22 protein-coding genes and 1 riboswitch are annotated in these 23,357 nt (G+C 68.6%); of the genes, 13 read left to right on the top strand and 9 right to left on the bottom strand.

Annotated elements, in window-relative coordinates; all coding sequences use genetic code 11:
* Positions 1-108: 108 nt before the first annotated feature.
* Positions 109-2,262: a methylmalonyl-CoA mutase gene (scpA, locus tag VFY73_RS19020; protein WP_329721676.1), complete on the bottom strand. Its 2,154-nt coding sequence runs from the start codon at positions 2,260-2,262 to the stop codon at positions 109-111.
* A gap of 32 nt (positions 2,263-2,294) precedes the next feature.
* Between scpA and VFY73_RS19015 the strand changes: the two genes are divergently transcribed.
* A complete protein-coding gene (locus VFY73_RS19015; protein WP_329721674.1) occupies positions 2,295-3,008 on the top strand; it encodes a GntR family transcriptional regulator in 714 nt (237 codons plus the stop codon).
* A 1-nt stretch (position 3,009) separates the two neighbouring features.
* Here VFY73_RS19015 and VFY73_RS19010 read toward each other — a convergent pair whose 3' ends face one another.
* A complete protein-coding gene (locus VFY73_RS19010) occupies positions 3,010-4,860 on the bottom strand; it encodes a GSCFA domain-containing protein (protein ID WP_329721672.1) in 1,851 nt (616 codons plus the stop codon).
* Between the two features lie 165 nt (positions 4,861-5,025).
* On the opposite strand from VFY73_RS19010, the gene VFY73_RS19005 reads away from it, so the two are divergent.
* Positions 5,026-6,129: an SUMF1/EgtB/PvdO family nonheme iron enzyme gene (locus VFY73_RS19005; RefSeq protein ID WP_329721670.1), complete on the top strand. Its 1,104-nt coding sequence runs from the start codon at positions 5,026-5,028 to the stop codon at positions 6,127-6,129.
* Between the two features lie 205 nt (positions 6,130-6,334).
* Here VFY73_RS19005 and VFY73_RS19000 read toward each other — a convergent pair whose 3' ends face one another.
* Positions 6,335-7,045, bottom strand: coding sequence for a TetR/AcrR family transcriptional regulator (locus VFY73_RS19000; protein WP_329721668.1), 711 nt, complete (start codon positions 7,043-7,045; stop codon positions 6,335-6,337).
* A gap of 96 nt (positions 7,046-7,141) precedes the next feature.
* On the opposite strand from VFY73_RS19000, the gene VFY73_RS18995 reads away from it, so the two are divergent.
* From VFY73_RS18995 to VFY73_RS18985, 3 genes are read left to right on the top strand one after another with little or no spacing between them, the layout of a single operon-like run.
* A complete protein-coding gene (locus VFY73_RS18995; RefSeq protein ID WP_329721666.1) occupies positions 7,142-7,507 on the top strand; it encodes a c-type cytochrome in 366 nt (121 codons plus the stop codon).
* The gene (locus tag VFY73_RS18990) at positions 7,504-8,886 is read left to right on the top strand and encodes a D-arabinono-1,4-lactone oxidase (RefSeq protein WP_329721664.1); all 1,383 of its coding nucleotides are present in this window, start codon (positions 7,504-7,506) and stop codon (positions 8,884-8,886) included. The genes VFY73_RS18995 and VFY73_RS18990 overlap by 4 nt, the downstream gene beginning before the upstream one ends.
* Before the next feature lie 5 nt (positions 8,887-8,891).
* On the top strand, positions 8,892-10,166 hold the full coding sequence (locus VFY73_RS18985; protein ID WP_329721662.1) for an alanine racemase: 1,275 nt from the start codon (positions 8,892-8,894) through the stop codon (positions 10,164-10,166).
* A 43-nt stretch (positions 10,167-10,209) separates the two neighbouring features.
* Here VFY73_RS18985 and VFY73_RS18980 read toward each other — a convergent pair whose 3' ends face one another.
* The 4 genes from VFY73_RS18980 to VFY73_RS18965 are packed head-to-tail and all read right to left on the bottom strand — an operon-like array spanning position 10,210 to position 12,461.
* Positions 10,210-10,719 carry an Hsp20/alpha crystallin family protein gene (locus tag VFY73_RS18980; RefSeq protein WP_329721660.1) on the bottom strand — a complete coding sequence of 170 codons (510 nt, stop codon included), beginning with the start codon at positions 10,717-10,719 and terminating at the stop codon, positions 10,210-10,212.
* Positions 10,716-11,309, bottom strand: coding sequence for a DNA alkylation repair protein (locus tag VFY73_RS18975; RefSeq protein ID WP_329721658.1), 594 nt, complete (start codon positions 11,307-11,309; stop codon positions 10,716-10,718). The genes VFY73_RS18980 and VFY73_RS18975 overlap by 4 nt, the downstream gene beginning before the upstream one ends.
* Before the next feature lie 18 nt (positions 11,310-11,327).
* On the bottom strand, positions 11,328-11,804 hold the full coding sequence (locus VFY73_RS18970; RefSeq protein WP_329721656.1) for a protein-tyrosine phosphatase family protein: 477 nt from the start codon (positions 11,802-11,804) through the stop codon (positions 11,328-11,330).
* Positions 11,805-11,816: 12 nt separating this feature from the next.
* A complete protein-coding gene (locus VFY73_RS18965) occupies positions 11,817-12,461 on the bottom strand; it encodes a glutathione S-transferase family protein (protein ID WP_329721654.1) in 645 nt (214 codons plus the stop codon).
* Positions 12,462-12,675: 214 nt separating this feature from the next.
* Between VFY73_RS18965 and VFY73_RS18960 the strand changes: the two genes are divergently transcribed.
* From VFY73_RS18960 to VFY73_RS18940, 5 genes are all read left to right on the top strand, one after another.
* Positions 12,676-13,932: an efflux RND transporter periplasmic adaptor subunit gene (locus VFY73_RS18960; RefSeq protein ID WP_329721652.1), complete on the top strand. Its 1,257-nt coding sequence runs from the start codon at positions 12,676-12,678 to the stop codon at positions 13,930-13,932.
* A gap of 10 nt (positions 13,933-13,942) precedes the next feature.
* Positions 13,943-14,680, top strand: coding sequence for an ABC transporter ATP-binding protein (locus VFY73_RS18955; RefSeq protein WP_329721650.1), 738 nt, complete (start codon positions 13,943-13,945; stop codon positions 14,678-14,680).
* Between the two features lie 73 nt (positions 14,681-14,753).
* Positions 14,754-15,872 (top strand): threonine aldolase family protein, encoded by a 1,119-nt coding sequence (locus VFY73_RS18950; RefSeq protein WP_329721648.1) that lies wholly within the window; start codon positions 14,754-14,756, stop codon positions 15,870-15,872.
* Positions 15,873-15,915: 43 nt separating this feature from the next.
* Positions 15,916-17,073 carry an ABC transporter permease gene (locus tag VFY73_RS18945; RefSeq protein ID WP_329721646.1) on the top strand — a complete coding sequence of 386 codons (1,158 nt, stop codon included), beginning with the start codon at positions 15,916-15,918 and terminating at the stop codon, positions 17,071-17,073.
* 93 nt (positions 17,074-17,166) lie between these two features.
* Positions 17,167-18,336 (top strand): ABC transporter permease, encoded by a 1,170-nt coding sequence (locus VFY73_RS18940; RefSeq protein WP_329721644.1) that lies wholly within the window; start codon positions 17,167-17,169, stop codon positions 18,334-18,336.
* Positions 18,337-18,380: 44 nt separating this feature from the next.
* Here the strand turns inward: VFY73_RS18940 and VFY73_RS18935 are convergent, their stop codons facing one another.
* Both VFY73_RS18935 and VFY73_RS18930 read right to left on the bottom strand, forming a co-directional pair.
* Positions 18,381-18,914: a 6,7-dimethyl-8-ribityllumazine synthase gene (locus VFY73_RS18935; RefSeq protein WP_329721642.1), complete on the bottom strand. Its 534-nt coding sequence runs from the start codon at positions 18,912-18,914 to the stop codon at positions 18,381-18,383.
* A gap of 94 nt (positions 18,915-19,008) precedes the next feature.
* Positions 19,009-19,224, bottom strand: a riboswitch (FMN riboswitch).
* 42 nt (positions 19,225-19,266) lie between these two features.
* On the bottom strand, positions 19,267-20,175 hold the full coding sequence (locus VFY73_RS18930) for a LysR family transcriptional regulator (protein ID WP_329721640.1): 909 nt from the start codon (positions 20,173-20,175) through the stop codon (positions 19,267-19,269).
* Between the two features lie 120 nt (positions 20,176-20,295).
* Here VFY73_RS18930 and VFY73_RS18925 point away from each other — a divergent pair, with 120 nt between their 5' ends.
* From VFY73_RS18925 to leuD, 3 genes are read left to right on the top strand one after another with little or no spacing between them, the layout of a single operon-like run.
* Positions 20,296-21,291, top strand: coding sequence for an alpha/beta hydrolase (locus tag VFY73_RS18925; RefSeq protein ID WP_329721638.1), 996 nt, complete (start codon positions 20,296-20,298; stop codon positions 21,289-21,291).
* A 5-nt stretch (positions 21,292-21,296) separates the two neighbouring features.
* Positions 21,297-22,703: a 3-isopropylmalate dehydratase large subunit gene (gene leuC, locus VFY73_RS18920; RefSeq protein ID WP_329721636.1), complete on the top strand. Its 1,407-nt coding sequence runs from the start codon at positions 21,297-21,299 to the stop codon at positions 22,701-22,703.
* A complete protein-coding gene (gene leuD / locus VFY73_RS18915; RefSeq protein ID WP_329721634.1) occupies positions 22,703-23,344 on the top strand; it encodes a 3-isopropylmalate dehydratase small subunit in 642 nt (213 codons plus the stop codon). The genes leuC and leuD overlap by 1 nt, the downstream gene beginning before the upstream one ends.
* Positions 23,345-23,357: the final 13 nt, after the last annotated feature.

Genomic DNA, 23,357 nt, shown 5'->3' with positions numbered 1-23,357 from the left:
TCCGGCAGCCGCAGCGCGGTGCGGCGCAGCCAGCGCGCCTGCGGCAGCAGAAGGGGGCCCAGGGCGAGCTTGGCGGCGAGCAGCGCGGCAGTCACGGCGGCGTCCGTCTCAAGCCATCGCCTTGCGGATCTGCTCCAGCACGTCCTTGGCGCTGGCGGGGATGGGCGTGCCGGGGCCGTAGATGCCCTTGACGCCGGCCTCCCACAGGAAGCCGTAGTCCTGCTGCGGGATCACGCCGCCGACGAAGACGATGATGTCGTCAGCGCCCTGCTTCTTCAGTGCTTCGATGATGGCCGGCACCAGCGTCTTGTGGCCGGCGGCCAGCGTCGAGATGCCCACCGCATGCACGTCGTTCTCGATCGCCTGGCGCGCGCACTCTTCGGGCGTCTGGAACAGCGGGCCCATGTCGACGTCGAAGCCGAGATCGGCGAACGCCGTGGCCACGACCTTGGCACCGCGGTCGTGGCCGTCCTGGCCCAGCTTGGCGATCATCACGCGCGGGCGGCGGCCGGCAGCTTCGGCGAAGGCTGCAATCTCGCCTTGCAGCTTTTCCCAACCTTCGGCGGAGTCATAGGCAGCAGCGTACACACCGGTCACCTTTTGAATGTCGGCGCGGTGGCGGCCGTAGACCACCTCCAGCGCGTCGCTCACCTCGCCCACGGTTGCCCGCAAGCGGATGGCCTGGATGCTCAGGTCCAGCAGGTTACCTTGGCCGGACTGGGCCGCCTTGGTCAACGCCGCCAGCGCGCCCTGGACCTTGGCGGTATCACGCGACGCCTTGATCTGCTGCAGGCGAGCGACCTGCTGGTCACGCACCATCACGTTGTCGACCTCGAGGATGTCGACCGGGTCTTCCTTGGCCAGCTTGTACTTGTTGACGCCGACGATCACGTCCTTGCCGCTGTCGATGCGGGCCTGCTTCTCGGCCGCGCTGGCCTCGATCTTGAGCTTGGCCCAACCCGAGTCGACGGCCTTGGTCATGCCGCCCATCGCCTCGACTTCTTCGATGATGGACCAGGCTTTGTCGGCCATCTCCTGGGTCAGGCTCTCCATCAGGTAACTACCGGCCCACGGGTCGACCACGTTGGTGATGTGGGTCTCTTCCTGGATGATCAACTGCGTGTTGCGCGCGATGCGGGCCGAGAACTCGGTGGGCAGCGCGATCGCCTCGTCGAATGAATTGGTGTGCAGCGACTGGGTTCCACCGAAGACCGCGGCCATCGCCTCGATCGTCGTGCGGACCACGTTGTTGTACGGGTCCTGCTCGGTCAGCGACCAGCCTGAGGTCTGGCAATGCGTGCGCAGCATCAGGCTCTTCGGGTTCTTCGCGTTGAAGCCCTTCATGATGCGCGTCCACAGCAAGCGGGCGGCGCGCATCTTCGCAATCTCGAGATAGAAGTTCATCCCGATCGCCCAGAAGAAGCTCAGGCGGCCGGCGAACTCGTCCACGTCCAGGCCTTTGGCCAGCGCGGTCTTCACATATTCCTTGCCGTCGGCCAGCGTGAAGGCCAGCTCCAGCGCCTGGTTGGCGCCGGCTTCTTGCATGTGATAGCCCGATATCGAGATCGAGTTGAACTTCGGCATCTTCTGCGCCGTGTACTCGATGATGTCGCCGATGATCCGCATGCTCGGCTCGGGCGGGAAGATGTACGTGTTGCGGACCATGAACTCCTTGAGGATGTCGTTCTGGATGGTCCCGCTCAACTTGTCTTGCGACACGCCCTGCTCTTCGGCCGCCACCACGTAGCCGGCCAGCACCGGGAGCACCGCGCCGTTCATCGTCATCGACACTGACACTGAGTCGAGCGGGATGCCGTCGAACAGGATCTTCATGTCCTCGACCGAATCGATCGCGACGCCAGCCTTGCCCACGTCACCGGTCACGCGAGGGTGGTCCGAGTCGTAGCCGCGATGAGTGGCCAAGTCAAACGCGACGCTGACACCCTGCGCACCGGCGGCCAGCGCCTTGCGGTAGAAACGGTTCGACTCTTCGGCGGTCGAGAAGCCCGCGTACTGGCGAATCGTCCACGGCCGCACTGCGTACATCGTGGCCTGCGGGCCGCGGATGAAAGGCTCAAAGCCGGGAAGCGTGTTGGCGTGCGGCAGGTTGGCGGTGTCGGCCGCGGTGTACAGCGGCTTGACGGTCAGCCCTTCGGGCGTCACCCAGTTCAGCGCAGTGACGTCGCCACCAGGCGCTGACTTGGCCGCCGCCTTTTCCCATTGGGCCAGCGTGGCGGGGGCGAACTCTTTCGAATCACTCATCGGGAACTCCTGCTTGCCACGCATGATACGTTATGCATAATTATGAATTCAAGCTTGACACCGATCTGACAATCAGCCATCCCGTGCCGGAAACTGCCACTTTGCTCGCCCCACGCGCCCTGTACCAGCAGGTGGCCGAGCGCCTGCGCGAGCAGATCTTCAACCGCGAGCTGGAGCCCGGCAGCTGGATCGACGAGCTCAAGCTCGCACAGGAGTACGGTATCAGCCGCACGCCGATGCGCGAAGCGCTGAAGGTGCTGGCCGTCGAAGGCCTGGTGACGATGAAGGTGCGGCGCGGCGCCTACGTCACCGAAATGTCGGCGGCCGATGTGCAGCAGGTCTACCGCCTGCTCGGCCTGCTGGAAGCCGATGCAGCCGCCGAGGTGGCCGAGAACGCCAGCGACAGCGAAATCGCCGAGTTGCGCGCGCTGCACGACAAGCTCGAAAGGCAGACGCGCCACCGTGACGCGTTCTTCGCCGTCAACGAGCAGTTCCACCTGCGCCTGCTGGCGATCGCCGGCAACCGCTGGCGCAGCCAGATCGTCGGCGACCTGCGCAAGGTGATGAAGCTCAACCGCCACCACTCGCTGTTCAAGCAAGGGCGGATCGCCGAATCATTGGCCGAACACCGTGCCGTGATGCAAGCGCTCGAAACGCGCCGCCCAGAGCAGGCCGCCCGGCTGATGCGCGAGCACTTCACCAACGGGCTGGCCGCAGCCACGCCGGCTGAAGCGCCAGCTCGCTGAGTCAGGCTGCCAAGGCGTTGGTCTCGGCGGGCACCGCTTCGATCAGCGGCAGCAGCGCGTCGATGACGCCGTCGTACCAGGCCTCGCAGCCGTGGATCCAGTCGACGTTGCCGTTCTCGTCGAGGTCGGTTCGGTAGTAGCGCGCCTCGTTGCCATCGAAGCCGCTCACACCCATCAGATCCCGCACCGAGCACGTTTCGCAGCCCAGCTCGTGCAGCACATGCCGCGCCAGCGATTCGTAGGCGTCGATGGCAGCCAGGTGCGGCCGCATGCGCGGGTTGCGCGATTGCATCGGCGGGTCGGTCAAGGCGATGACACGACAACCTCGCGCCAGAACCGCCTCGACAACGCTGAGCCGCTCCCTGTTGAGGCGCCGGTAGTGGGCCAGGGCCTGCTCGATGTCGACCTCACCGTCTGGAAACTGGCTGGCCGCCCAGGTGGCGAACGGCTGGGCGGCCACGTGGGTGTGCAGCCCGATGTTGGTGACGACGACACGCTGCGCCGCCGGCACCGGATGGTCCGGCGCAAAGAACGGCAGCATGCCGGCCCAGATGCGGCGTGACTTGGCGCCCTCCAGCGGCACGAAGATCTCGTCGCGGTCGAGGTGGAACTGGTTCTTGTACCAGGCCGATCCACGCATGACCATGCTGCCGACGTGTTCGACACCCCGCCGCTGCAGGGCGCGGGAGAGAAAGGTCATGTGGCTGTCACCGAGCAGGCACAGGCGGGCGCCCGGCAGGTAGCCAGCCGCTGCGTCCCCCGAGCGGGCAAACGATTCGAGCAAGGCCTCTTCGCAGCTCAGCTCGCCGTCATCGTCGGTGGCCGCATCGGCGGTGTCGGCCTTGGTATGGGCGGGCACTACTGGCGCTGGCCTCGGTGCGGCAGTGTCTTCAGCGCCCAGCCCGAGGCCGGCCGCGAAATGGCGCATCACGAATTCGACGCCCTCGTGCTTGACCGAGCGCAAATTGGATTCGTAGTAGCGGCCACCGCTTTGCAGCCCGGCGATGATTTCGTACGACGGAAAGTAGTCCACGTCGCCGCGGCGCGCCACCAGCTCGCCGGCGGCCGCACGCAGCACCGACTTGGAGTGCATCGTCGCCGTCAGCACGTGCCCGCCCGACGCGGTGGCCGTGAGCGGCACCGGCGAGACGGTCAGCAAGAAGCGCATGCCGGGGCGCACCTGGCGCAGTCGGTCCATCGTGGCATTCAGGCGGGTGACGACGTCTGCGGTGCCGTGGTTGACGAAGCGATGCAGGCTGGCGTCGAACCGACCGCGCACCGTGCCCGGGCACATCGGATAGGCGTACCCATCCACGTGCTCCCAACCCTCGGTCAGGCCGAGCGTGAACACCAGCACGTCGATCTGAGACAAGGCCTCGCGGATGCAGGCCAGCGTGTGCGCGCGGGCGTGCAACACCTCTTGCGCCGTGGCGTAGCCGCCAGCCGGCACGGTGGGCCGGAAGGGGTCGAAGAACCGACCGCCGTCTTCCCATACCTCGTCAGGGGGCACCGCATCGCCCAGGGCCCACGAGACCCATTGCTGGAGCTGTGCCACGGTATAGATATTGGCCGTGCGGAACGAGAACACGCCCCAGCCACCGGCCTCGACATCGGCCACCGGCAGCCCTGGCGGCGCCGGCTCGGAATCGACCCACGAATAGCCGTGCGATCGCAGCCAGCGGCTGATGTGCTGCGCAAAACAAGAGCCCGCCGTCGCAAAGCGCGTGCTGGCGCGGATGTCGAAGCGTGGCGTCCACAGTGCCTCGAACGGCTGGCCGGCACGATCGGCGACCGCCGCCTTCCAGAAGGCCTTGGCAGGCAGTTCGCTGTAAGGATGGGTGACTTGTTGCATGGTCGGCCTCCGCCATCCCAGTGTGACCAAACGATGGCCAGGCAATCGCCCGAAATGCCGGGGTCGAGCCGGCGATTTGCCCGCTTGACCGGCGATGGCCCGGCTGCGGCGCCATGGCCGGCACCAACGGCCCGCGATAATTTCGCGCCTGTTGCCGAACCGACGATGACCTCTGCCACCGAACCCACCTGGACCGCCACGTCGCTGGCCGCCGCGCTCCACACCCGCCGCGAACACACCCTGGCGCTGTTTCAGCGGCTGCAAGCCGCCATCGGCGCCGACGCCCTGCCACGCTACCTGCCCGAGCTGAGCCCACCGCTGTGGGACCTGGGCCACCTGGCCTGGTTCGAAGGCTGGTGGATCAGCCGCCACCCCGGCCTGATGACCGGCGCCGACGACGCCAACACCCCGCGCGCGCCACTGGCACTGCTGCCGAAGGCCGACACCTGGTTCGACGACCGCCGCATCAACCAGCCCGCGCGCTGGAACCAGCCGTTGCCCGGCACCGCTGCGCTGCTCGACTGGGCGCGCCGCGCCCGTGCGCAAAGCCTGGCGCTGCTGCCGGCCGCGGCGCGCCGCCCGCAAGCCCTGGCCTTGTTCGCCAAGGTGCTCGACGCCGAAGACCGCCTTCACGAAGACTGGCTGGCCATCGCGCAGACGCTGGGCATCGACCCCGGCGCCGCTGCCGACGACCCGGCATCGCTGCCGCATGTACCCGACGAACCGCAGGCCGTCGACAACCACCCGGTCTCATGGGCCCGCTACCTGCCTTTCGTCGATGCCGGCGGCTACACCCAGCGCGAGTTCTGGACGACCGAAGGCTGGGACTGGCGCAAGCGCGCTGGCCTGACCCGCCCGCGCCATCTGCCCACGCCGGAAGGCGACGAAGCGCCGCGCCGCGCCCGTTTTGGCCAATGGGTGCCGTTGGACCCGATGCAGCCCGCGATACACCTCAGCGTGCACGAAGCCGAGGCCTGGTGCCGTTGGGCCGGCCGCCGGCTGCCCACGGCCAGCGAGTGGCGTGCCGCCCAATCCGCCGTCGAAGGCTTTGCCTGGGGCGAGGTGTGGGAGTGGGTCCGCGGCGATGTGGCCGTGGATGCAAGCGACGGCACGCCCGCCACCGACCACGCCGCACCGCCGACCACCCCGCCGCCGCAGCTGATCGGCGCGTCGTTCGCCACTGCGCCGCGCCTGCGGCAGCAACCCACCACCCGGGCGATGCCCGCCGATCGCAACGACGGCTTCTGGGGCTTCCGCAGCATGGTGTGAGCCCCCACGGCCCCTTCCGGGGCCTCCCTTGCAGGCCGCGCCAAGCCAGAGGCTCGGCCCCTCGGTAGGCATGAACAGTCCTCAGGACTGTTCATGTCCGACCTCGGCCTCCGAGGGGGCTCGCGCAGCGGACTGGCAGAGCCAGATCCGCGCACGCCACTTGATGAAGCCCGAGCTGCGCCAGGCCCGGAGATTCGCAGAGGTCCTACGATTTCCGCAACTTGACCGCTTCGCCGGCGATCATCGACGCGAGCATGCGGCCAACCACCATCGGATCCAGCCCGGGGTCGTCGAACAGCATCTCCTGCGTCGCATAGGCAGCCTCGATCGCCAACCGCGCGAAGATCTGCACGTCGGCGCGCTCGGCATGCGGATGCGCGGCCATGAACGCCTGTTCGATGATGCCGCTGACATGCCGGTGCGACGCGATGCGCACCTCCTGCAGCGCCGGTACCGCACGCAGCGCGCGGGTGATCCACACGCCCGCCGGGGCGGCCACGGTCACCTCGACGGTCTGGGTGAACAAGTCCATCACGCTGGCTTCCAGCTTTGCGCGCGGTTGCGCCAGCGTCTCGGGCGTGGCCCAGGTTTCCAGCAGCTGGTTCTGCACCGCCATCAAGCGCTCACCCAGCTCGTGCAGCAGCGCGTACTTGTTCGGAAAGTAGCGATACAGCGCGGGCGGCGTCAGCCCCGCGCGCTCGCACACCAGGTTGGTCGACCAGCGCTCGACACCGACTTCGCCCAGCAGATCGGCCGCAACGCCGAGGATGCGCTCGTAGGTCTCCAGCGCCCGCCCCTGGCGCGGCACCGCTTTGGGGCGCAGGTCAGGCCTGGCGTCGGCGGTGCCTTTGGACGGGCCTGATGGGCGGGTCTTGGCGGCGGCGCGGCGGGCAGGCGAATCGGCGGATCGGGGCATGGGTGCTTCAGGGTTCTCCCCGGGTGGAATTCTAGTCATGGCTATACGATAGTTATAGCTATGTTTTGTACCGAGATACCCTGGCACCGCCTTGCCGTGGGCACTTTTCGCACAATCGGCACGGCAACGCTGCTGGGCCTGGCCGCCTGCGGCCGGCAGGCTGAGCCGGCGCATCCGTCGGCCGTCGCCGAGTCGCCCACCGCCAGCGCTGTGCTGGCCGACACGCGCCTGGCCGCCCTTTACGAGCGTGCCTGCGCTGCGTGCCACGAGGTCACCGGCACTGGTGCCCCGCTGCACGGCGACCGCAAGGCCTGGGCCCCGCGAGAAGTGGCCGGCGTCCCGGCGCTGGTCGCCAGTGTGCGTCAAGGCAAAGGGGCGATGCCACCGATGGGCTGGTGCCCCGAATGCAGCGATGAAGACCTCACGCGGCTGATCGCCCACCTGCGCGAGGTGTCGCCATGAGCCGCCGCGCGTTGTTGCGGGGCATCGGCGCCGCCGGCGTGGCGGCGGCGCTGCGCCCGGTGTCGGCGCTGGCCGCGGCACCCGCCGCCGCGCCGGCATCGGCCACGCCCAAGCCCGGCTGGCGCAACTGGTCCGGCCTGCAGAGTTGCCAGCCTGCTGCCTGGCAGGTGCCTGCGAGCGAAGACGAGACGCTGGCATTGCTGCGCAACGCCGCCGCGCCTTTGCGCAACGTCGGCGCCGGCCATTCGTTCACCCAACTGGTGCCGACCGAAGGCACCCTGCTGTCGCTGGACCGGCTGGCTGGCCTGCGCGCCCACGACGCCACGGCGGGCACTGCCACGCTGGGCGCGGGCACGCGCCTGGCCGCCGCCTCGCGCGCGCTCGATGCCGTGGGGTTGGCCATGCGCAACCTGCCCGACATCGATGTGCAGACGCTCGCCGGCGCGCTGGCCACGGCCACCCACGGCACCGGCGCCAGGCTGCCCGCGTTGCATGCCGACGTGCAGCAGCTGACGTTGCTGACGCCACGTGGCGAGCGCATCGTCTGCAGCCGCAGCCAGCAGCCCGAGGTGTTCGCCGCGGCGCAAGTCTCCCTCGGCTCGCTGGGCGCCATCAGCGAAGTCACGCTGAAGGTTCGGCCGCGCCATGTGCTGCATCGCCGCGTCTGGCTGATGCCGACCGAAGAGCTGCTGCAGGCCGCACCCGGGCTGGCCGCCAGGCACCATCAGTTCGAGTGCTATCTGCTGCCGCACACCGGCTACGGTGCGGCGATCACGCATGACGAAGTCACCGAGGCACCCCGCCCGCGCCCGCCCGCACCGGACGAAGACGTGCTGCGCGACCTCAAGCGCCTGCGCGACTGGTTCGGCCGCTGGCCTTCGATGCGACGCTGGGTTGCGCAGCAGGCGATCGACCCGACGATGACCGAAGAGGCCACCGACTGGTCCTGGAAGTTGTTGTCCACCCAGCGCCCGACCCGCTTCAACGAGAGCGAGTGCCATGTGCCGCGAGAGCAAGGCATTGCCTGCCTGCGCGAAGTGCTGGCCACGCTGGAGAAGCGCAACGATGTGTTCTTCCCGATCGAGTTCCGCTTCATCGCGGGCGACGATGCCTGGCTGTCGCCCTTCCACGGCCGCGACAGCTGTTCGATCGCCGTCCATGCGGCGCATGATGAGCCGTGGGAGTACCTGGTGAAAGACGTCGGCCCGGTTTACCGCCGCCACGCCGGCCGGCCCCACTGGGGCAAGTTGCACGATCGCACCGCCGCCGAGCTGCGCGCGCTGTACCCGCGCTGGAACGATTTCCAACAGGTGCGGCGCGAGCTTGACCCGGCCGGCCGCATGCTCAACCCCTATCTGCGCCGCCTGTTCGAGGCTTGACGACCATGGCACTGAAACGACGCAAACTGCTGCTGGGCGGGGCCGCCGCCGCGGCCGTTGCCGCCTGGGTGGCCCGCCCGGGGGACCATGGAGGCGGCCACAACAGCTATTTCAGCCAACTGGCCGGCACCCTGTCCGGCCTGCCGGCGATGCCGATGCTGGTGGTCGACCGCCAACGCCTGCGCGCCAACCTGGCGCAGATCCGCCGCACCGCACACGCCAGGCTGCCGCTGCGAGTGGTGGTCAAGTCGCTGCCCGCGCTGGGGCTGATCGACGAGGCCCAGGCCGCCTGGAACACGCCGCGTGCGATGCTGTTCAACGCGCCGCAGCTGGCGCTGATCGCGAAGGAGCGCCCCGCCACCGACATGCTGCTGGGCAAGCCCCTGCCGGCATCCGCGGCCCGCTGGGCGCTTGAGCAGCCAAGCGGCGACGGCTTCGACCCGGCGCGCCAGATCCAGTGGCTGATCGACACGCCGCAGCGCCTGGCCGAGTACCGTGCGCTGGCCAAGGCGCGTGGCCAGGCGATGAGGGTCAACATCGAGATCGACATCGGGCTGCACCGCGGCGGCGTCGAAAGCGAGGCAGTGCTGGCGCAGATGCTGGACACGCTGCGTGAAGAGCCGCTGCTGCCATTCGCCGGCTTCATGGGCTATGACGCGCACCTGGCCGCGATTCCCGATCTGGCCGGCAACCGTGCCAGCGCGCAGGCCGAGGCCCAGCGCCGCTACGGCGCGATGCTGGCCTTGGCACAACAGCGCCTGGGTGGCGCCCCACCGGGCTGGACGCTCAACGCCGCCGGCTCGCCGACGTTCCACCTGCACGACGACCAGCACGCGCCGAACGAGCTGTCGGTCGGCTCCGCGGCCGTGAAGCCGTCGGACTTCGACAAACCTTCGCTGGCGGAGCTGCAACCAGCCGCCTTCATCGCCACGCCGGTGCTGAAGGTAATGGACGAGTTCCGCCTGCCGATCGGCGCGCAAGCCGTATCGGCCATGGCCCGGTGGTGGGACGTCAACGAACGTCGAGCCCTGGCCATGCACGGTGGTCACTGGCTGGCCGATCCGGTGTCGCCCGCCGGCGTGTCGGCCAGCGGCCTGTATGGCCCGTCGTCGAACCAGCAGGTGATGGTGGCCTCGCCATCGGTGCCGCTGGCAGTGGGCGACTGGATCTTCCTGCGGCCGCGCCAGAGCGAAGCGGTGTTCCTGCAGTTCGGTGCGATCGTCGTGGTCGAAGAAGGCAGGCCGGTCGCCAACTGGCCGGTGTTCCCGGCCTCGGCTTGACGACCGCCCGCAGGGGCCGAGCCGGGCTTGGCCCCCTGCGGCGTCAATGAACGGTGACGCGCCGTGCCTCGGGCCGCTGGACCTCGACTTTGGGCAGCTCCACCTTCAGCACACCGTTGCGGTAGCTGGCCTTGGCGCCATCGTGTGCCACTTTGGCAGGCAAAGCGAAACTGCGCCGGAAGGTGCCATAGGCACACTGCACGCTGCGCCAGCGGCCCTCGGTCGCCTCGCGCTCGAAGCGCTTCTCGCCGCGGATCACCAGCGTGTCGCCGAGGACCTGGATGTCGAAGTCCTGCTTCTCCAATCCCGGCGCTTCGAGCCGGACGACAACGCGACGTTCGTCTTCGTACACGTCGCCCCCCATCAGCGCCCAGGCCGGGTTCGGCAGGCCGATGTCGGCATCGAGTTGATCACGTGTGGGCAGGTCGGTCTTCTCGCCGGGACGGAAGCTTGTCACCATATCGCTCGCCGAGCGGCGCAGACGATCCCAGCCTTCGGCCACGGAATCCCACCAGGCACCCACGCCCTGGCGGAGGTCTTCGAATGTCTTCATGCGAATACTCCTTCGATAGGGGTGAACACAGGACGAATTGCCGCTGCACGCAGCAGCGAGCTTTCGTAGGCCCCAGTTGGGTGCCGGCGCGGCAACTTCAAGGCCGCCGCGGCGGCCGGCGCGAGGTGCCGCAGAGCCAAGCCGGGCGTGGCCATGCGCCCCCTTGGCAAACCGATCCTCAGCAGTGCGGCGCCCCGCCGCTCCTGCCCGATCAAGCTGCCGCGGTGCGCCGTTTCGGCGTGGCTGGGTTGGCCGAGGCCTTCGCGGCCCGGCTTCAGTTCGCCCAGCGCATCCTTGCCGGCCCAGTTGTCGAACTCGCGGCACCAGCGGTCCATCTGCGCAGCGCCGAGCTTGGCCGGGTCGCCGACGAACGAGGCCGGCAGGCGCGCCTCGTGCCCGCCCATGTGCCACAGGGCTTCAGCCCGCGGCTGGTCACGGCCCAGCGTCTTGCCCAGGGCCTTGATGCCCTTGACCGCCACGCCATAGATCTTGGCGCACGGGATCGCGTAGCGCGCCGTGCCGTCGCGCCCGGCCCCGGTAGCGTGGTCGCGCAGCGCCGACTGGACCCGACCGTCGAGCGATTCACCCATGGGGTCTTCGGTGGCGACTCAGAACCAGTTCACCAGGCCGGACTGCACAGCACTCTGCGGGTTCGAGCCCGCATCGCGCACATGGCGCAGCGCCTCTTGCGCCGGCAGGCCCAACCGCTTCAAGACGCAGGCCGCCGCGGTGCCGGTGCGGCCCATGCCGGCGGCACAGTGCAGCAACACCGCCCCGCCCTGCTGCAGCATCTGCACGACGGCCTCCACCGCCTGACGCAGGTCTTCGGCGTCGTCGGGCACGCCGTAGTTGCGCACCGGCACGTTCAGCCAGGCCCCCGGCACGCCGCCGGTGTCGATCGCCCGGCGGTAACTTGGCGACAGCTCGGCAATCTCGTCCGGCTCGGTCAGGCACAGCGTCAACGCGAGGTCGACGCGCCGTGCTTCGTCGACGAACGTGAACCAGGGCTCCCAACGGCCCGGCATCGAGCTGAGCCAGAGTGTGCCCGGCACGGCGGCCGGCAATTCAACGCGTCGAAAGGCCATGGCGCGGCTCCTTCAATCGAAGCTGAAGCGGTCGAGCCAGAACGACGCCAGCCGCGGATCGGCGTCCACCCGCTGGACCATCGGTGCCATCGTCGGCGCGGCCTCGATGAAGCGTTCGCGCCACGGCCCGAAGCGCGACACCACGTTCACATACAGGTCCAGCACCGTCAGCCGTTCACCCAGCAGGTAAGGCCCGGCCGGAGCCAGCCGCTGGTCCATCGTCGACCAGCAGAAGGCGATGCGGTCGTGCACCGCATCGACCACCGTGTCGCGCAGGGCCAGCGGCACGCCGATGCGCCGCACGTCCGGCTTGATCCAGTGCAGCGCGTAGATGGCCGATGACACGTAGAGCATCCAGCGCAAGAAGCGCCCGCGCAACGGGTCGTCCGCGGCCGGCGAGAGGCCGGAGGCCGGGTGCAGGTCGGCCAGGTAGATGAGGATCGCCGCGCTTTCGGTCAGCACCTCGCCGTCGGCCAGCACCAGCGTCGGAATCTGCCGCATCGGGTTGGCCGGCGCCACACGGTTGCGCGCCGCCGGCTCGGCCCACGTGGCCCCCTCGATCAGCGTGTAGTCGATGCCGAGCAGGCGCAGCGTGGCTTCCACGGCCACCGAGCCGGAGCCGGCGGCGCCGTAGAGGGTCAGGGCTTCAAGCGTCATGGTTCGGGCTGGACGGGCCGGCGGTGATGCGCAGGGCACTGGCGCGGTTCTCGGTCATCGCACGACGATGCCGCGGCCGGCCGGGAATGGCAAGCGCCGTGTGGCAACGGGTCGCTTCCAGCAGAGCCCCGCTTTCTCGTCAACTGGCCGGCATGGCATGCTGCGCATTCGGCAGGCCGTCGCCTGCCGCGTTTTCCAATCCACTTGCCCCTCCATGGCCGACACCTCTTCGCCCGTCGCACCCCTTGGATTGCAGAAGATCGACCGAAAGGCCGCGCGCCGCCGTCGGCGCTGGCCCTGGGTCGTCGCCGCGTTGCTGGCAGCAGGCGTGGCCGTGCTGCTGCTGGCTCCTCGCAAGACGGAGGTACAGGCCGCGACAGTGCAGACGGCCTACCCGTCGCAGCAATACAGCCAGTTGGCGGCCTCGGGTTATGTGGTGGCGCAGCGACGGGCGGCCGTGTCGTCCAAGGCGACTGGGCGCCTGGTGGAGCTGAACGTTCGCGAAGGCAGCCTGGTGAAGAAGGGCGACCTGCTGGCGCGGCTGGACGCTGCCGATGTGACCGCCACGCTGGGCGTCAGCGAAGCCGGCGTGCGGCAAAGCGAAGCGGCGGTGAAGCAGTCCGAGGCCAACCTGAAGCTGGCACAGGCACAGCAGGCCAACGCCGACGACGAGCTGAAACGCACGTTGGGCCTGGCGGCGCAATCCTTCGTCTCGCCGCAGGCGGTCGACGCCGCGCAGACCCGCGCGCGCGCCGCCGCGGCCAGCACCGCGGCCGCCGAAGCCGCGCTGGCCACCGCCCGCGCGGCCACCGGGCAGGCGCGGGCTCAAGTGAAGGTGCAGCAGGTCAACCGCGACTCAACCGAGATCCGCGCGCCGTTCGACGGCGTGGTGCTGGTCAAGAACGCCAATGTCGGCGATCTGATCACGCCGTTTTCGAACGCTGTCGGCACCTCGGGTGCGGTGGTGACGATGGCCGATCTGTCGACACTGGAGGTCGAGGCCGATGTGTCCGAGTCCAGCGTTGGCAAGGTCAAGCCCGATCAGCCGGTCGAGATCAGCCTGGACGCGTTGCCCGACGTCCGCTTTCGCGGCAGTGTGGCCCGCGTGGTGCCGACGGTCGACCGTGCCAAGGCCACCGTGATGACCAAGATCCGCTTCGAAACGTTGGATCCGCGGGTGCTGCCCGAGATGAGCGCCAAGGTCAATTTCCTGTCGAAGGCGCCAACCGACGCCGACCAGAAGCCGGTGATGGCGGTGAACCCGAAGACCATCGCCGAGCGAGGCGGCAAGACGCTGGTGTTTCGCATCGGCGCCGACGACAGGCTGGAAGCGGTCCCGGTCACGCCGGGTCGCACGCTGGGCGACGTGGTCGAGATTTCATCCGACGCCCTGCAACGCGGCGACCGCATCGTGCTGAGCCCGGGCGACAAGCTCGCCGCCGGCGCCGTTGTCACCGTCGCTTCGAAATGAGGCCGGCACGATGAGCGTCACCGCACAAACCGGCCCGCACCCGCTAGGCGCCTCGGGCGGCACGCCGCCACTGATCCGCATTCGATCGCTGAGCAAGGCCTACCGCCGCGGTGGGCTCGACATTGCGGTGCTCGAAGACATCAACCTCGAGGTGCGCGCCGGCGAGTTCATCGCGCTGATGGGCCCGTCGGGCTCGGGCAAGACCACGCTGCTGAACCTGATCGCCGGCATCGACCATGCGAGCAGCGGCACGATCGAGATCGCCGGGGTCGACATCGCCACCCTGAGCGAGGGCCAACTCGCCGACTGGCGTGCGGCGAACGTCGGCTTCATCTTTCAGTTCTATAACCTGCTGCCAGTGCTGACCGCGTTCGAGAACGTCGAACTGCCATTGCTGCTGACCAACTTGTCGCCACGCGAACGGGCACAGCGCGTGGAGGCGCTGCTCGCGCTGGTCAACCTGAGCGACCGCGCCGACCACCGGCCCAACGAGCTTTCGGGCGGCCAGCAGCAGCGGGTGGCAATCGCGCGCGCGCTGGTGACCGACCCGCAACTGATCGTCGCCGACGAGCCCACCGGCGACCTGGACCGCGCGACCGGCGAAGAAGTGCTGAACCTGATGGACCGGCTGGTTCGCGAACTCGGCAAAACCATCGTGATGGTCACCCACGACCCGAAGGCCGCGGCCAAGGCACAACGCATGGTGCACCTGGAGAAAGGTGTGCTGGTGGACGAAATGCCTGCGTGAGCCAGATCATCGGCGCCACCGCCGTGACGCAAGACGCCCCCACCCCATTCACTCACTCCGAGCAAACACCCCGATGCCTCCACCGTCCCCCTCCAACCCATTGGCCGACCCGGCCCTGCGCAACAGTTGCACCGCTTGGCTCAGTGGCCGTCGGCCGCGATCGTCGATGAAGGAAACCCTGCTGCACCTGGCCGACGCGGCGGAAGCCGAAGGCCCGCTGGACGTGTACGGCGAAGGCGAATTGGTACAGCGGCTGGAGCAGGACGTCGCGCAGCGGCTGGGCAAGGTAGCGGCGCTGTTTCTGCACAAAGGCGTCGCGGCCCAACTGGCCGCCATGCGGGTGTGGACCGGCGGGCGCGCCAATGCGCAGGTCGCGCTGCACCGAAAGTCGCACATCGAGCTTGACGAAGCACAGGCCCACGAGCATCTGCTGGGCCTGCGCGGGGTACGTTTGGGCCATGGCGACCAGCCGTTCAAGGTCGACGAACTGGAGGCCCTGGTCGAGAAGCCCGCACTGGTCATCGTCGAGCTGCCACTGCGGCGCGCCGGCTTTCGCCTGACCGACTGGTCCGAGCTGGAGGCCATCAGCGCCTGGTGCCGACAGCAGCAGGTGCCCTTGCACTTCGACGGCGCACGGCTTTGGGAGGCATCCGCCGGCTACCGCCGCGCTCCGAGCACCGTCGCCGCGCTGGCCGACTCGGTCTACGTCTCGTTCTACAAAGGCCTCGGTGGCCTGGCGGGCTGCGCGCTGGCCGGCCCGGCGGATTTCATCAAGCAAGTGCGTTTGTGGCAGACGCGACTGGCGGGCAACCTCTACACCGTCTTCCCCTACGTGCTGTCGGCCACGATCGGCCTGAAGACCCAGTGGCCCCGCATGGCCGAGTACCACCAACGCGCGCTGCAACTGGCCACGGCATTGGCAGAGGTCGAAGGCTTGCGCGTCGCGCCGGAACCACCGCATACGAATTCATTCCAGGTCCACCTGCCCGGCGAGCCGGCGCTGGTCCGGCAGGCGATGCTGACCATCGCGCAGGAACACCGCTTCTGGCTGTCGGGCGCCTGCGTCGACTCCGTCTGGCCGGACCACTCGATGATCGAGGTGGCCATCGGCGACACGTCGCAGGGCTGGACCGACGCCGAGGTGGTCTCGCACTTCCGGCAGCTGCTGGCGCTGGTGCAAAGGGCCCGGTAACGGGCCGGTAACGGACGCGGAAACGGACGCAGAAACGGTTCGCATGTTCCTGCTCAAGCTGCTGCTTCGCAACGCCTTCCGACACCGGCTGCGGACTGGGCTGACGATCGTCGGGCTGGTGGTGGCGGTGTGTGCGTTCGGCTTGCTGCGCACGCTGATCGACGCCTGGTACGCCGGCGTGGCGGCGAGTTCGAGCACGCGGCTGATCACCCGCAGCTCGGTATCGCTGACGTTTCCGCTGCCCTTGAGCTACGCGCAGCGGCTGAAAGCGGTCGACGGCGTCACGACGATCTCGTGGGCCAACTGGTTCGGCGGGGTCTACCAGACCGAGCGCAACTTCTTTCCGCAGTTCGCGGTCGAGCCGGCAAGCTACCTGAAGCTGTACCCCGAATACCGGTTGACCGAGGACGAGAAGCAGGCCTTCCTGCGTGACCGCCGCGGCGCCATCGTCGGCCGCAAGCTGGCCAACACCTATGGCTGGAAGATCGGCGACCAGATCCCCATCCGCGGCACGATCTACTCGGGCACCTGGAACTTCACGCTGCGCGGCATCTGGGAAGGCGCCGAGGCCAAGACCGATGAATCCCAGATGCTGTTTCATTGGCAGTACATCAACGAAGTGATGCGGAAGAAGTACGGCGCGCGGGCCGACTTCGTCGGCGTCTATGTACTCGGCATCGACGAGCCGCACAACGCGGCGCTGATCTCGCAGCGCGTCGATGCGCAGTTCAAGAATTCAGCCGCCGAGACACTGACCGAGACCGAGGCCGCCTTCCAGCTGAGCTTTGTCTCGATGAGCGAGGCGATCCTCGCGGCGATCGAGGCGGTGAGCTACATCATCATCGTAATCATCATGGTGGTGATGGCCAACACGATGACGATGACCGCGCGCGAGCGGATGGCCGAGTACGCGACGCTGAAGGCACTCGGCTTCTCGCCCGGCTTCGTGGTGCGGCTGCTGTTCGGCGAGAGCCTGCTCATCGCGCTGATGGGTGGTGCGATCGGGTTGGCCGCCACCTTCCCGGCGGTGGCCGGCATTGCCGGCGCGCTGGGCTCGTTCCTGCCGGTGTTCCAGGTACAGGTGTCGACGGTGGTGATGCAGTGCGGCGCGGCGGCCGCCGTCGGCCTCGTCGCCGCCGCGTGGCCCGCCTGGCGCATGAGCCGCATCGACATCGTGCAAGGCCTCAGACATGTCACGTGAGCACCCGGCTGCGGGATGCCGCATCCGCCCTCCGAGAGGGCGCCGAGGCCGCTTGGGCCTGAGCGCCCGTGCGGCCACCACCGGCGTCGGCAGATGAGGGCCATACCGTTCAGCTACATCGCCCGCAACCTGTGGGTGCGTCGCGTGACCACGCTGCTGACGGCCGCTGGCATGGCGCTGGTCGTCTACACCTTCGCGACCGTGCTGATGATGAGCGAAGGCATCCGTGCCACGTTGGTCGCGACCGGCCAGGCCGACAACGTGCTGGTGCTGCGCAAGGGCGCGGGGGCCGAGATCAACAGCGGGGTCGACCGGGTGCAGGCCAGCATCCTCGAATCGTTACCCGGCGTGGCCACAGGCCGCGTGGGCGAGCTGCTGGTGTCGAAGGAAACGGTGGTGCTCAACTCGCTGCCCAAGGCCGGCACCGGCAAGCCGAGCAACGTGACGATGCGAGGGATGGGCCAGGCCGGCCCCGCACTGCGGCCGCAGGTGAAGCTGGTCGAGGGGCGCTGGTTTCGTGCCGGTACGGCCGAGATCGTGGTCGGCCATGCGGTGGCTGTTGGCTTCGAGGGCACACGCATTGGCGAGACCCTGCGCTTCGGTGGCCGCGACTGGCTGATCGTCGGCACCTTCGACGCCGCCAAGACCGCGTTCGACTCCGAAATCTGGGGCGACGCCGATCTGATGATGCAGTCGTTTCGCCGCAGCGCCTTTTCGACCGTGGTGTTCCGGCTGGGCAGCGCCGATGGCTACGCGAAGGTCAAGGCCGCGATCGAAGGCGACCCGCGCCTGCAGGTCGATGCCAAGCCCGAGATCCAGTTCTACGAAGAGCAGAGCGAGGGGCTGGCGAAATTCATCCGCATCCTCGGCACCGTGTTGTCGGTGATCTTCTCGATCGGCGCGATCGTCGGCGCGATGATCACGATGTTCGCCGCGGTGGCGCAGCGCACCGGCGAGATCGGCACCTTGCGTGCGCTGGGCTTCCGGCGCGGCGCGGTGCTGCTGGCGTTCTTGTCCGAAAGCCTGTTGCTGAGTCTCGTCGGGGGCGTGCTCGGGCTGCTCGGGGCCAGCGCGATGCAGGCGGTCGACATCTCGACCACCAACTTCCAGACTTTCGCCGAGCTGGCGTTCCAGTTCAAGCTGACGCCCGGCATCGTGCTGCAGACGCTTGTCTTCTCGCTGGTGATGGGCTTCGTCGGCGGTTTCGTGCCGGCGTGGCGCGCCGCACGGCTGAAGATCGTCGACTGCCTGCGTGCCGCTTGAACAAGGGCGGCACGCGGCCGTCCTTGCCGGTTCACCGGTGCCGGTCAGGCCAGCGCGTCGATGCGTTCGAGTGTGTCGAGATCGCGGTGCAGCGCCACGATCTTCAGCGCGGCCTGCGCGGCCTCGGTGCCTTTGACGACGAAGTGCTCGCTGAAGTAGCGCCGGTGCTCGTCGTGCTCATGGAAGTGGTGCGGCGTCAGCACCGCCGACAGCACCGGCACGCCGGTGTCCAGCTGCACGCGCATCAGGCCGTCGATCACCGTGCCCGAGACGAAGTCGTGCCGGTAGATGCCACCGTTGACGACGAAGCCAAAAGCCGCAATCGCTTCGTAGCGTCCGGTCTGTGCCAGGCGCCGCGCGAGCAGCGGGATCTCGAACACGCCGGGCACGTCGAAGGTCTCGACGTGCCCGGGCGGCCAGCCCTCGCGGGCCAGTTCGGCGAAGAACGCGTCGCGCGCACGGTCGACGATGTCGCGGTGCCAGGAGGCACAGATGGCGGCAATGCGGCGCGGCGGCCGCGTGGCTTGCGACAGCGCTTGGAGCTTGGGAGAAGCCAGAGAGGCAAGGGACTGATTCATGGTGTGTCCTTGAAAGACGGTGGCCAGAATCAGGGCGCAGGAACGCACGGCGGGCACCGTCGTCCTGCGCCGAAGCGCAGGCGGTGCCTACCGCAGCGGTTCTCTTTCATCCGGACTGTGACCGTCGGCCCCGGGATCACACCGGGTCTGCTGACCCCACTCAGCGGGAGCTGGGTGGGCGCTCGCGGGCTAGCTGGGGTACCTGCGGGCTGGGCCCTCCGGTATTCGCCCTTGGGACGGACCGGCGGGCTCATGCGGGTCACCCGGCATCACCGCCGGTGGGGACTTTCACCCCGCCCTGAGAACGCTGGCGATGCCGAGGCACCGCCGAGGCAGAGTGTAGAACGCGCCGTCAAGGCCAAGTCGGCAGCGGGTGCTTGTCGAACCAGTCGGCCAGGAAGTCGACCACCGCGCGGGTGCGGGCCGACAGGTGCTGCTTGGTCGGATAGACCACGCTGACATCGGCGTCCGGCAACTGCCAGTCGGCGAGCACCTGGCGCAGGCGGCCAGAGCGCAGGAAGGGCGCCGCGTCCCACGCGGAGCGCAGCAGGATGCCGTGGCCGTCGAGCGCCCATTGCAGCGCGGTGTCGCCGTCGTTGGTGGCCAGGCGCCCGCGCACCTTGACGGTCTCTTGCTTGCTGCCGGATCGCAGGTGCCAGGTGCCGAAGGTCTCGTCGCTTTCACGCAGCACGATGCACTGGTGGCTGGTCAGCTCGTTCGGTCGCACGGGTTCGCCGGCTGTGCGCAAGTAGCGCGGCGAGGCGCAGAGCAGTCGTCGGTTCGGCGCCAGGCGGCGCGCTGTCAGGCGTGCATCGGGCAGGCTGCCGAGTTGAACCGCGACATCGATACCCTGCTCCACCAGGTTCACCGGCCGGTCGCTCAACTGCAGCTGCACCTCGACCTCGGCGTGTTGGCGCGCAAAGGCCGACAGCGCTGGCGCCAGGCAACGGCGGCCAAAGCCCAGCGTGCCGTGAACGCGCAGCAGCCCACGCGGCGTGGCGCGGCTGCCGGCCACCGTCTGCTCCAGCACCTGCAACTCGCCCAACAGGCGCGAGCCCTCGGCGAGGTAGGCCTCGCCCTCGGGGCTCAGGCTCACACGCCGGGTCGTGCGGTGCAGCAGCCGCACGCCCAGCCGCCGCTCCAGCGCGGCCAGGCGCTTGCTGACCGTGGGCGGCGTCACGCCCAGCTGCTGCGCTGCGGCGCTGAGGTTGCCCAGCCGCGCCAGCAGCACGAAAAAGCTCAGGTCGGAAACGGCATCCATCGGGCCGATTGTCAGCCGATTGTGTCGCCAGCGGAATGAATGATATGCGCCACGCGACACGCGTTCGGAGGCCTTCACGCCTACGATGGCGTCATACACCACACTGCAAAGGGCCATGCCATGAACGCCGTCGACACCACGTTCTTTCCCGGCTTCGCGCCCCGCCGCGTGGCCACTGACGAGGGCGTCGAGATCAACGCGCTGGTGGGTGGCAGCGGTCCGCCGCTGTTGGTGCTGCACGGTCATCCGCAGACGCATGTGATCTGGCACCGCGTCGCCAGCGAACTGGCAGAGCGCTTCACGGTCGTGCTGGCCGATCTGCGCGGTTACGGCGACTCGTCCAAGCCCGCCGGCGCTGAGGACCACGGCAACTACAGCAAACGCGTGATGGCGCGCGACATGATGCGCCTGATGCAGTCGCTCGGCCACGAGCGCTTCGCCGTGCTGGCGCACGACCGCGGCGCGCGCGTCGCTCATCGGCTGGCTGCGGACCATGGTCAAGCAGTGAAGCGACTCGTGGTGCTGGACATCGCACCGACGCTGGCGATGTATTCGCAAACCACCGAGGCCTTTGCCCGTGCCTACTGGCACTGGTTCTTCCTGATTCAGCGCGCACCGATGCCCGAGCGCCTGCTCGAAGCCGACCCCGGCGCCTATGTGCGCGAACTGATGGGTGCTCGTCACGCGGGTGAACAACAGGCACCCGGCGACGGAGTACCACCGCCACCCGCCGAGCGGGTTGCGCGGCCGCTCGGGAGCGGCCCAGCGCTGGCCGCGCCCAGCCCCTTCGACCCACGCGCACTCGACGAGTACACGCGTTGCCTACAGCAGCCTGGCGCTGCTCATGCACTGTGCGAAGACTACCGCGCCGCCGCGACGATCGATCTGGAGCACGACCGCGCGGACCGCGATCAGGGGCTGAAACTCGCGATGCCGCTGATGGTGCTGTGGGGCGCCAAGGGCATCGTGCAGCGCTGCTTCGACCCGCTGGCCGAGTGGCGCAAAGTCGCTGCCGACGTGCGCGGCCAGGCGGTCGACTGCGGCCACTACATCCCCGAAGAAGCGCCTGAGCAGTTGCTCTCGATCGCCCTGCCCTTCCTCACCGAGCAAGACTGATCCCGATGGCCAAGACGCTGTACCGCAAACTGGTCGACGCGCACACCGTGGCGGTGTTGGACACGCAGAACGTGCTGCTGTTCTGCGACCTGCACCTGATGAACGAATACACCAGCCCGCAGGCCTTTTCCGGGTTGCATCAACAGAGCCGCGGCGTGCCGGTGCCAGGGCAAAACGTGGCGGTGGTCAGCCACGTCATCCCGACCCATCCGGTCGTCCACCGCATCATCGAGGACCCGGCCTCGGCGCTGCAGGCGTCGAACCTGAAGCGCAACTGCGAGCGGCACCGGATCCCGCTGTTCGACACCAATGACAGGTTGCAAGGGATCGAACACGTGGTGGCGCCCGAGCTCGGCATGATCCGCCCCGGCATGGTGGTGATCTGCGGCGACAGCCACACCACCACCTACGGCGCGCTCGGCGCCCTGGGTTTCGGCATCGGCACCAGCGAGGTCGAGCACGTGCTGGCGACACAGTCACTGGTCTATCGGCTCGCCGCTGACATGCGCATCACCGTGGACGGCGCGCTGCCGCCGGGCACGACGGCCAAGGACCTGATCCTCGCGATCATCGCGCGCATCGGCGCGCAAGGCGCACGGGGCCACGTGGTCGAGTTCGCCGGCCGCGCGATCACCGCGCTCAGCGTCGAGGCGCGCTTCACGCTGTGCAACATGGCGGTCGAGGCGGGTGCGCGCGGCGCGCTGATCGCGCCGGACGCGACGTCGATCGACTACGTGCTGGCCCGCGCACCCGACCTGGCCGCCGGTGCATGGCGCGACGCGGCGCTGGCTCACTGGGCCACGCTGTGCAGCGATGAAGATGCGATGTTCGACATCGAGCACCGCTTCGATGCCGGCGAGGTGGCGCCCCATGTCACCTGGGGCACCAGCCCGGACCAGGCGATCCCTGTCAACGGCCGCATCCCGTCGCCCCATGACGCCACCGATGCGGTCGGGCGCCAGAGTGCCGAGCAGGCGCTGCACTACACCCATCTGGCCGCCGGGGCGTCGCTGCTGGGCACGCCCGTGCAGCATGTGTTCATCGGCTCTTGCACCAACGGCCGCATCGAGGACCTGCGCGCGGTGGCCGCCGTCGTCGGCAGCCGCCATGTCGCGCCCGGCGTGCGCGCAATGGTGGTGCCCGGCTCGGGCGCGGTGAAGGCCCAGGCCGAGGCCGAGGGCATTGCCGCGTTGTTGCAGGCTGCCGGCTTCGAGTGGCGCCAGCCCGGCTGCTCGATGTGCCTGGCGATGAACGACGATGTGCTGGCCGACGGCGTGCGCTGTGCCAGCACCACCAACCGCAACTTCGTGGGCCGCCAGGGCCGCGGCGCGATCACGCACCTGATGAGCCCGGCGATGGCTGCGGCGGCGGCGGTGACCGGTTGCATCACCGACGTGAGGAGCTTGTCCTGATGAAGCGCAGCATCATCGAAGGCCGCGCCGCGGCATTGCCGACCGCGAACCTGGACACCGACCAGATCCTGCCCAAGCAGTTCCTTCGCGGCATCGACAAGGCCGGTCTGGCGCGTGGCCTGCTCTACGACCTGCGTTTCGATGCCCAGGGTCGGCCGCGCGATGGCTTCGTGCTGAACCAGCCAGGGTTTACCGGCGTCGACATCCTGATCGCCGGCCCGAACTGCGGCTGCGGCTCCAGCCGCGAGCATGCGGTGTGGGGCATGCAGCAGTTCGGTTTCAAGGCCGTCGTGGCCTCGAGCTTCGGCGAGATCTTCTACTCGAACGCGGTCAACAACGGCTTGTTGCCGGTGATGGTGAGCGAGGCCGACGCGCTGGCCCTGCTCGACGATGCCGCGGCACATGAAGGGCCGCTGCCTCTGCACATCGACCTCGAAGCGCTGACAGTGACAAGCCCGATGCGCCTATCGCGCTTCACGCTGTCGCCGCGTCATCAGCGCATGCTGATCGATGGGCTGGACATGATCGGCGCCTCGCTGCAGTACCAGGCCGCGATCGACGCTTTCGCGCAAGCGCACTGGGCCGCGCAGCCCTGGCTGAAAGATGTGGCGGCGCGCATGCATGCACACGCCACCCGCTGACCAGCCCACCTCG

The organism is Ideonella sp. (assembly GCF_036277275.1).
Taxonomy (GTDB): domain Bacteria; phylum Pseudomonadota; class Gammaproteobacteria; order Burkholderiales; family Burkholderiaceae_C; genus Ideonella.
This window is presented reverse-complemented; position numbering and strand designations above follow the sequence as displayed.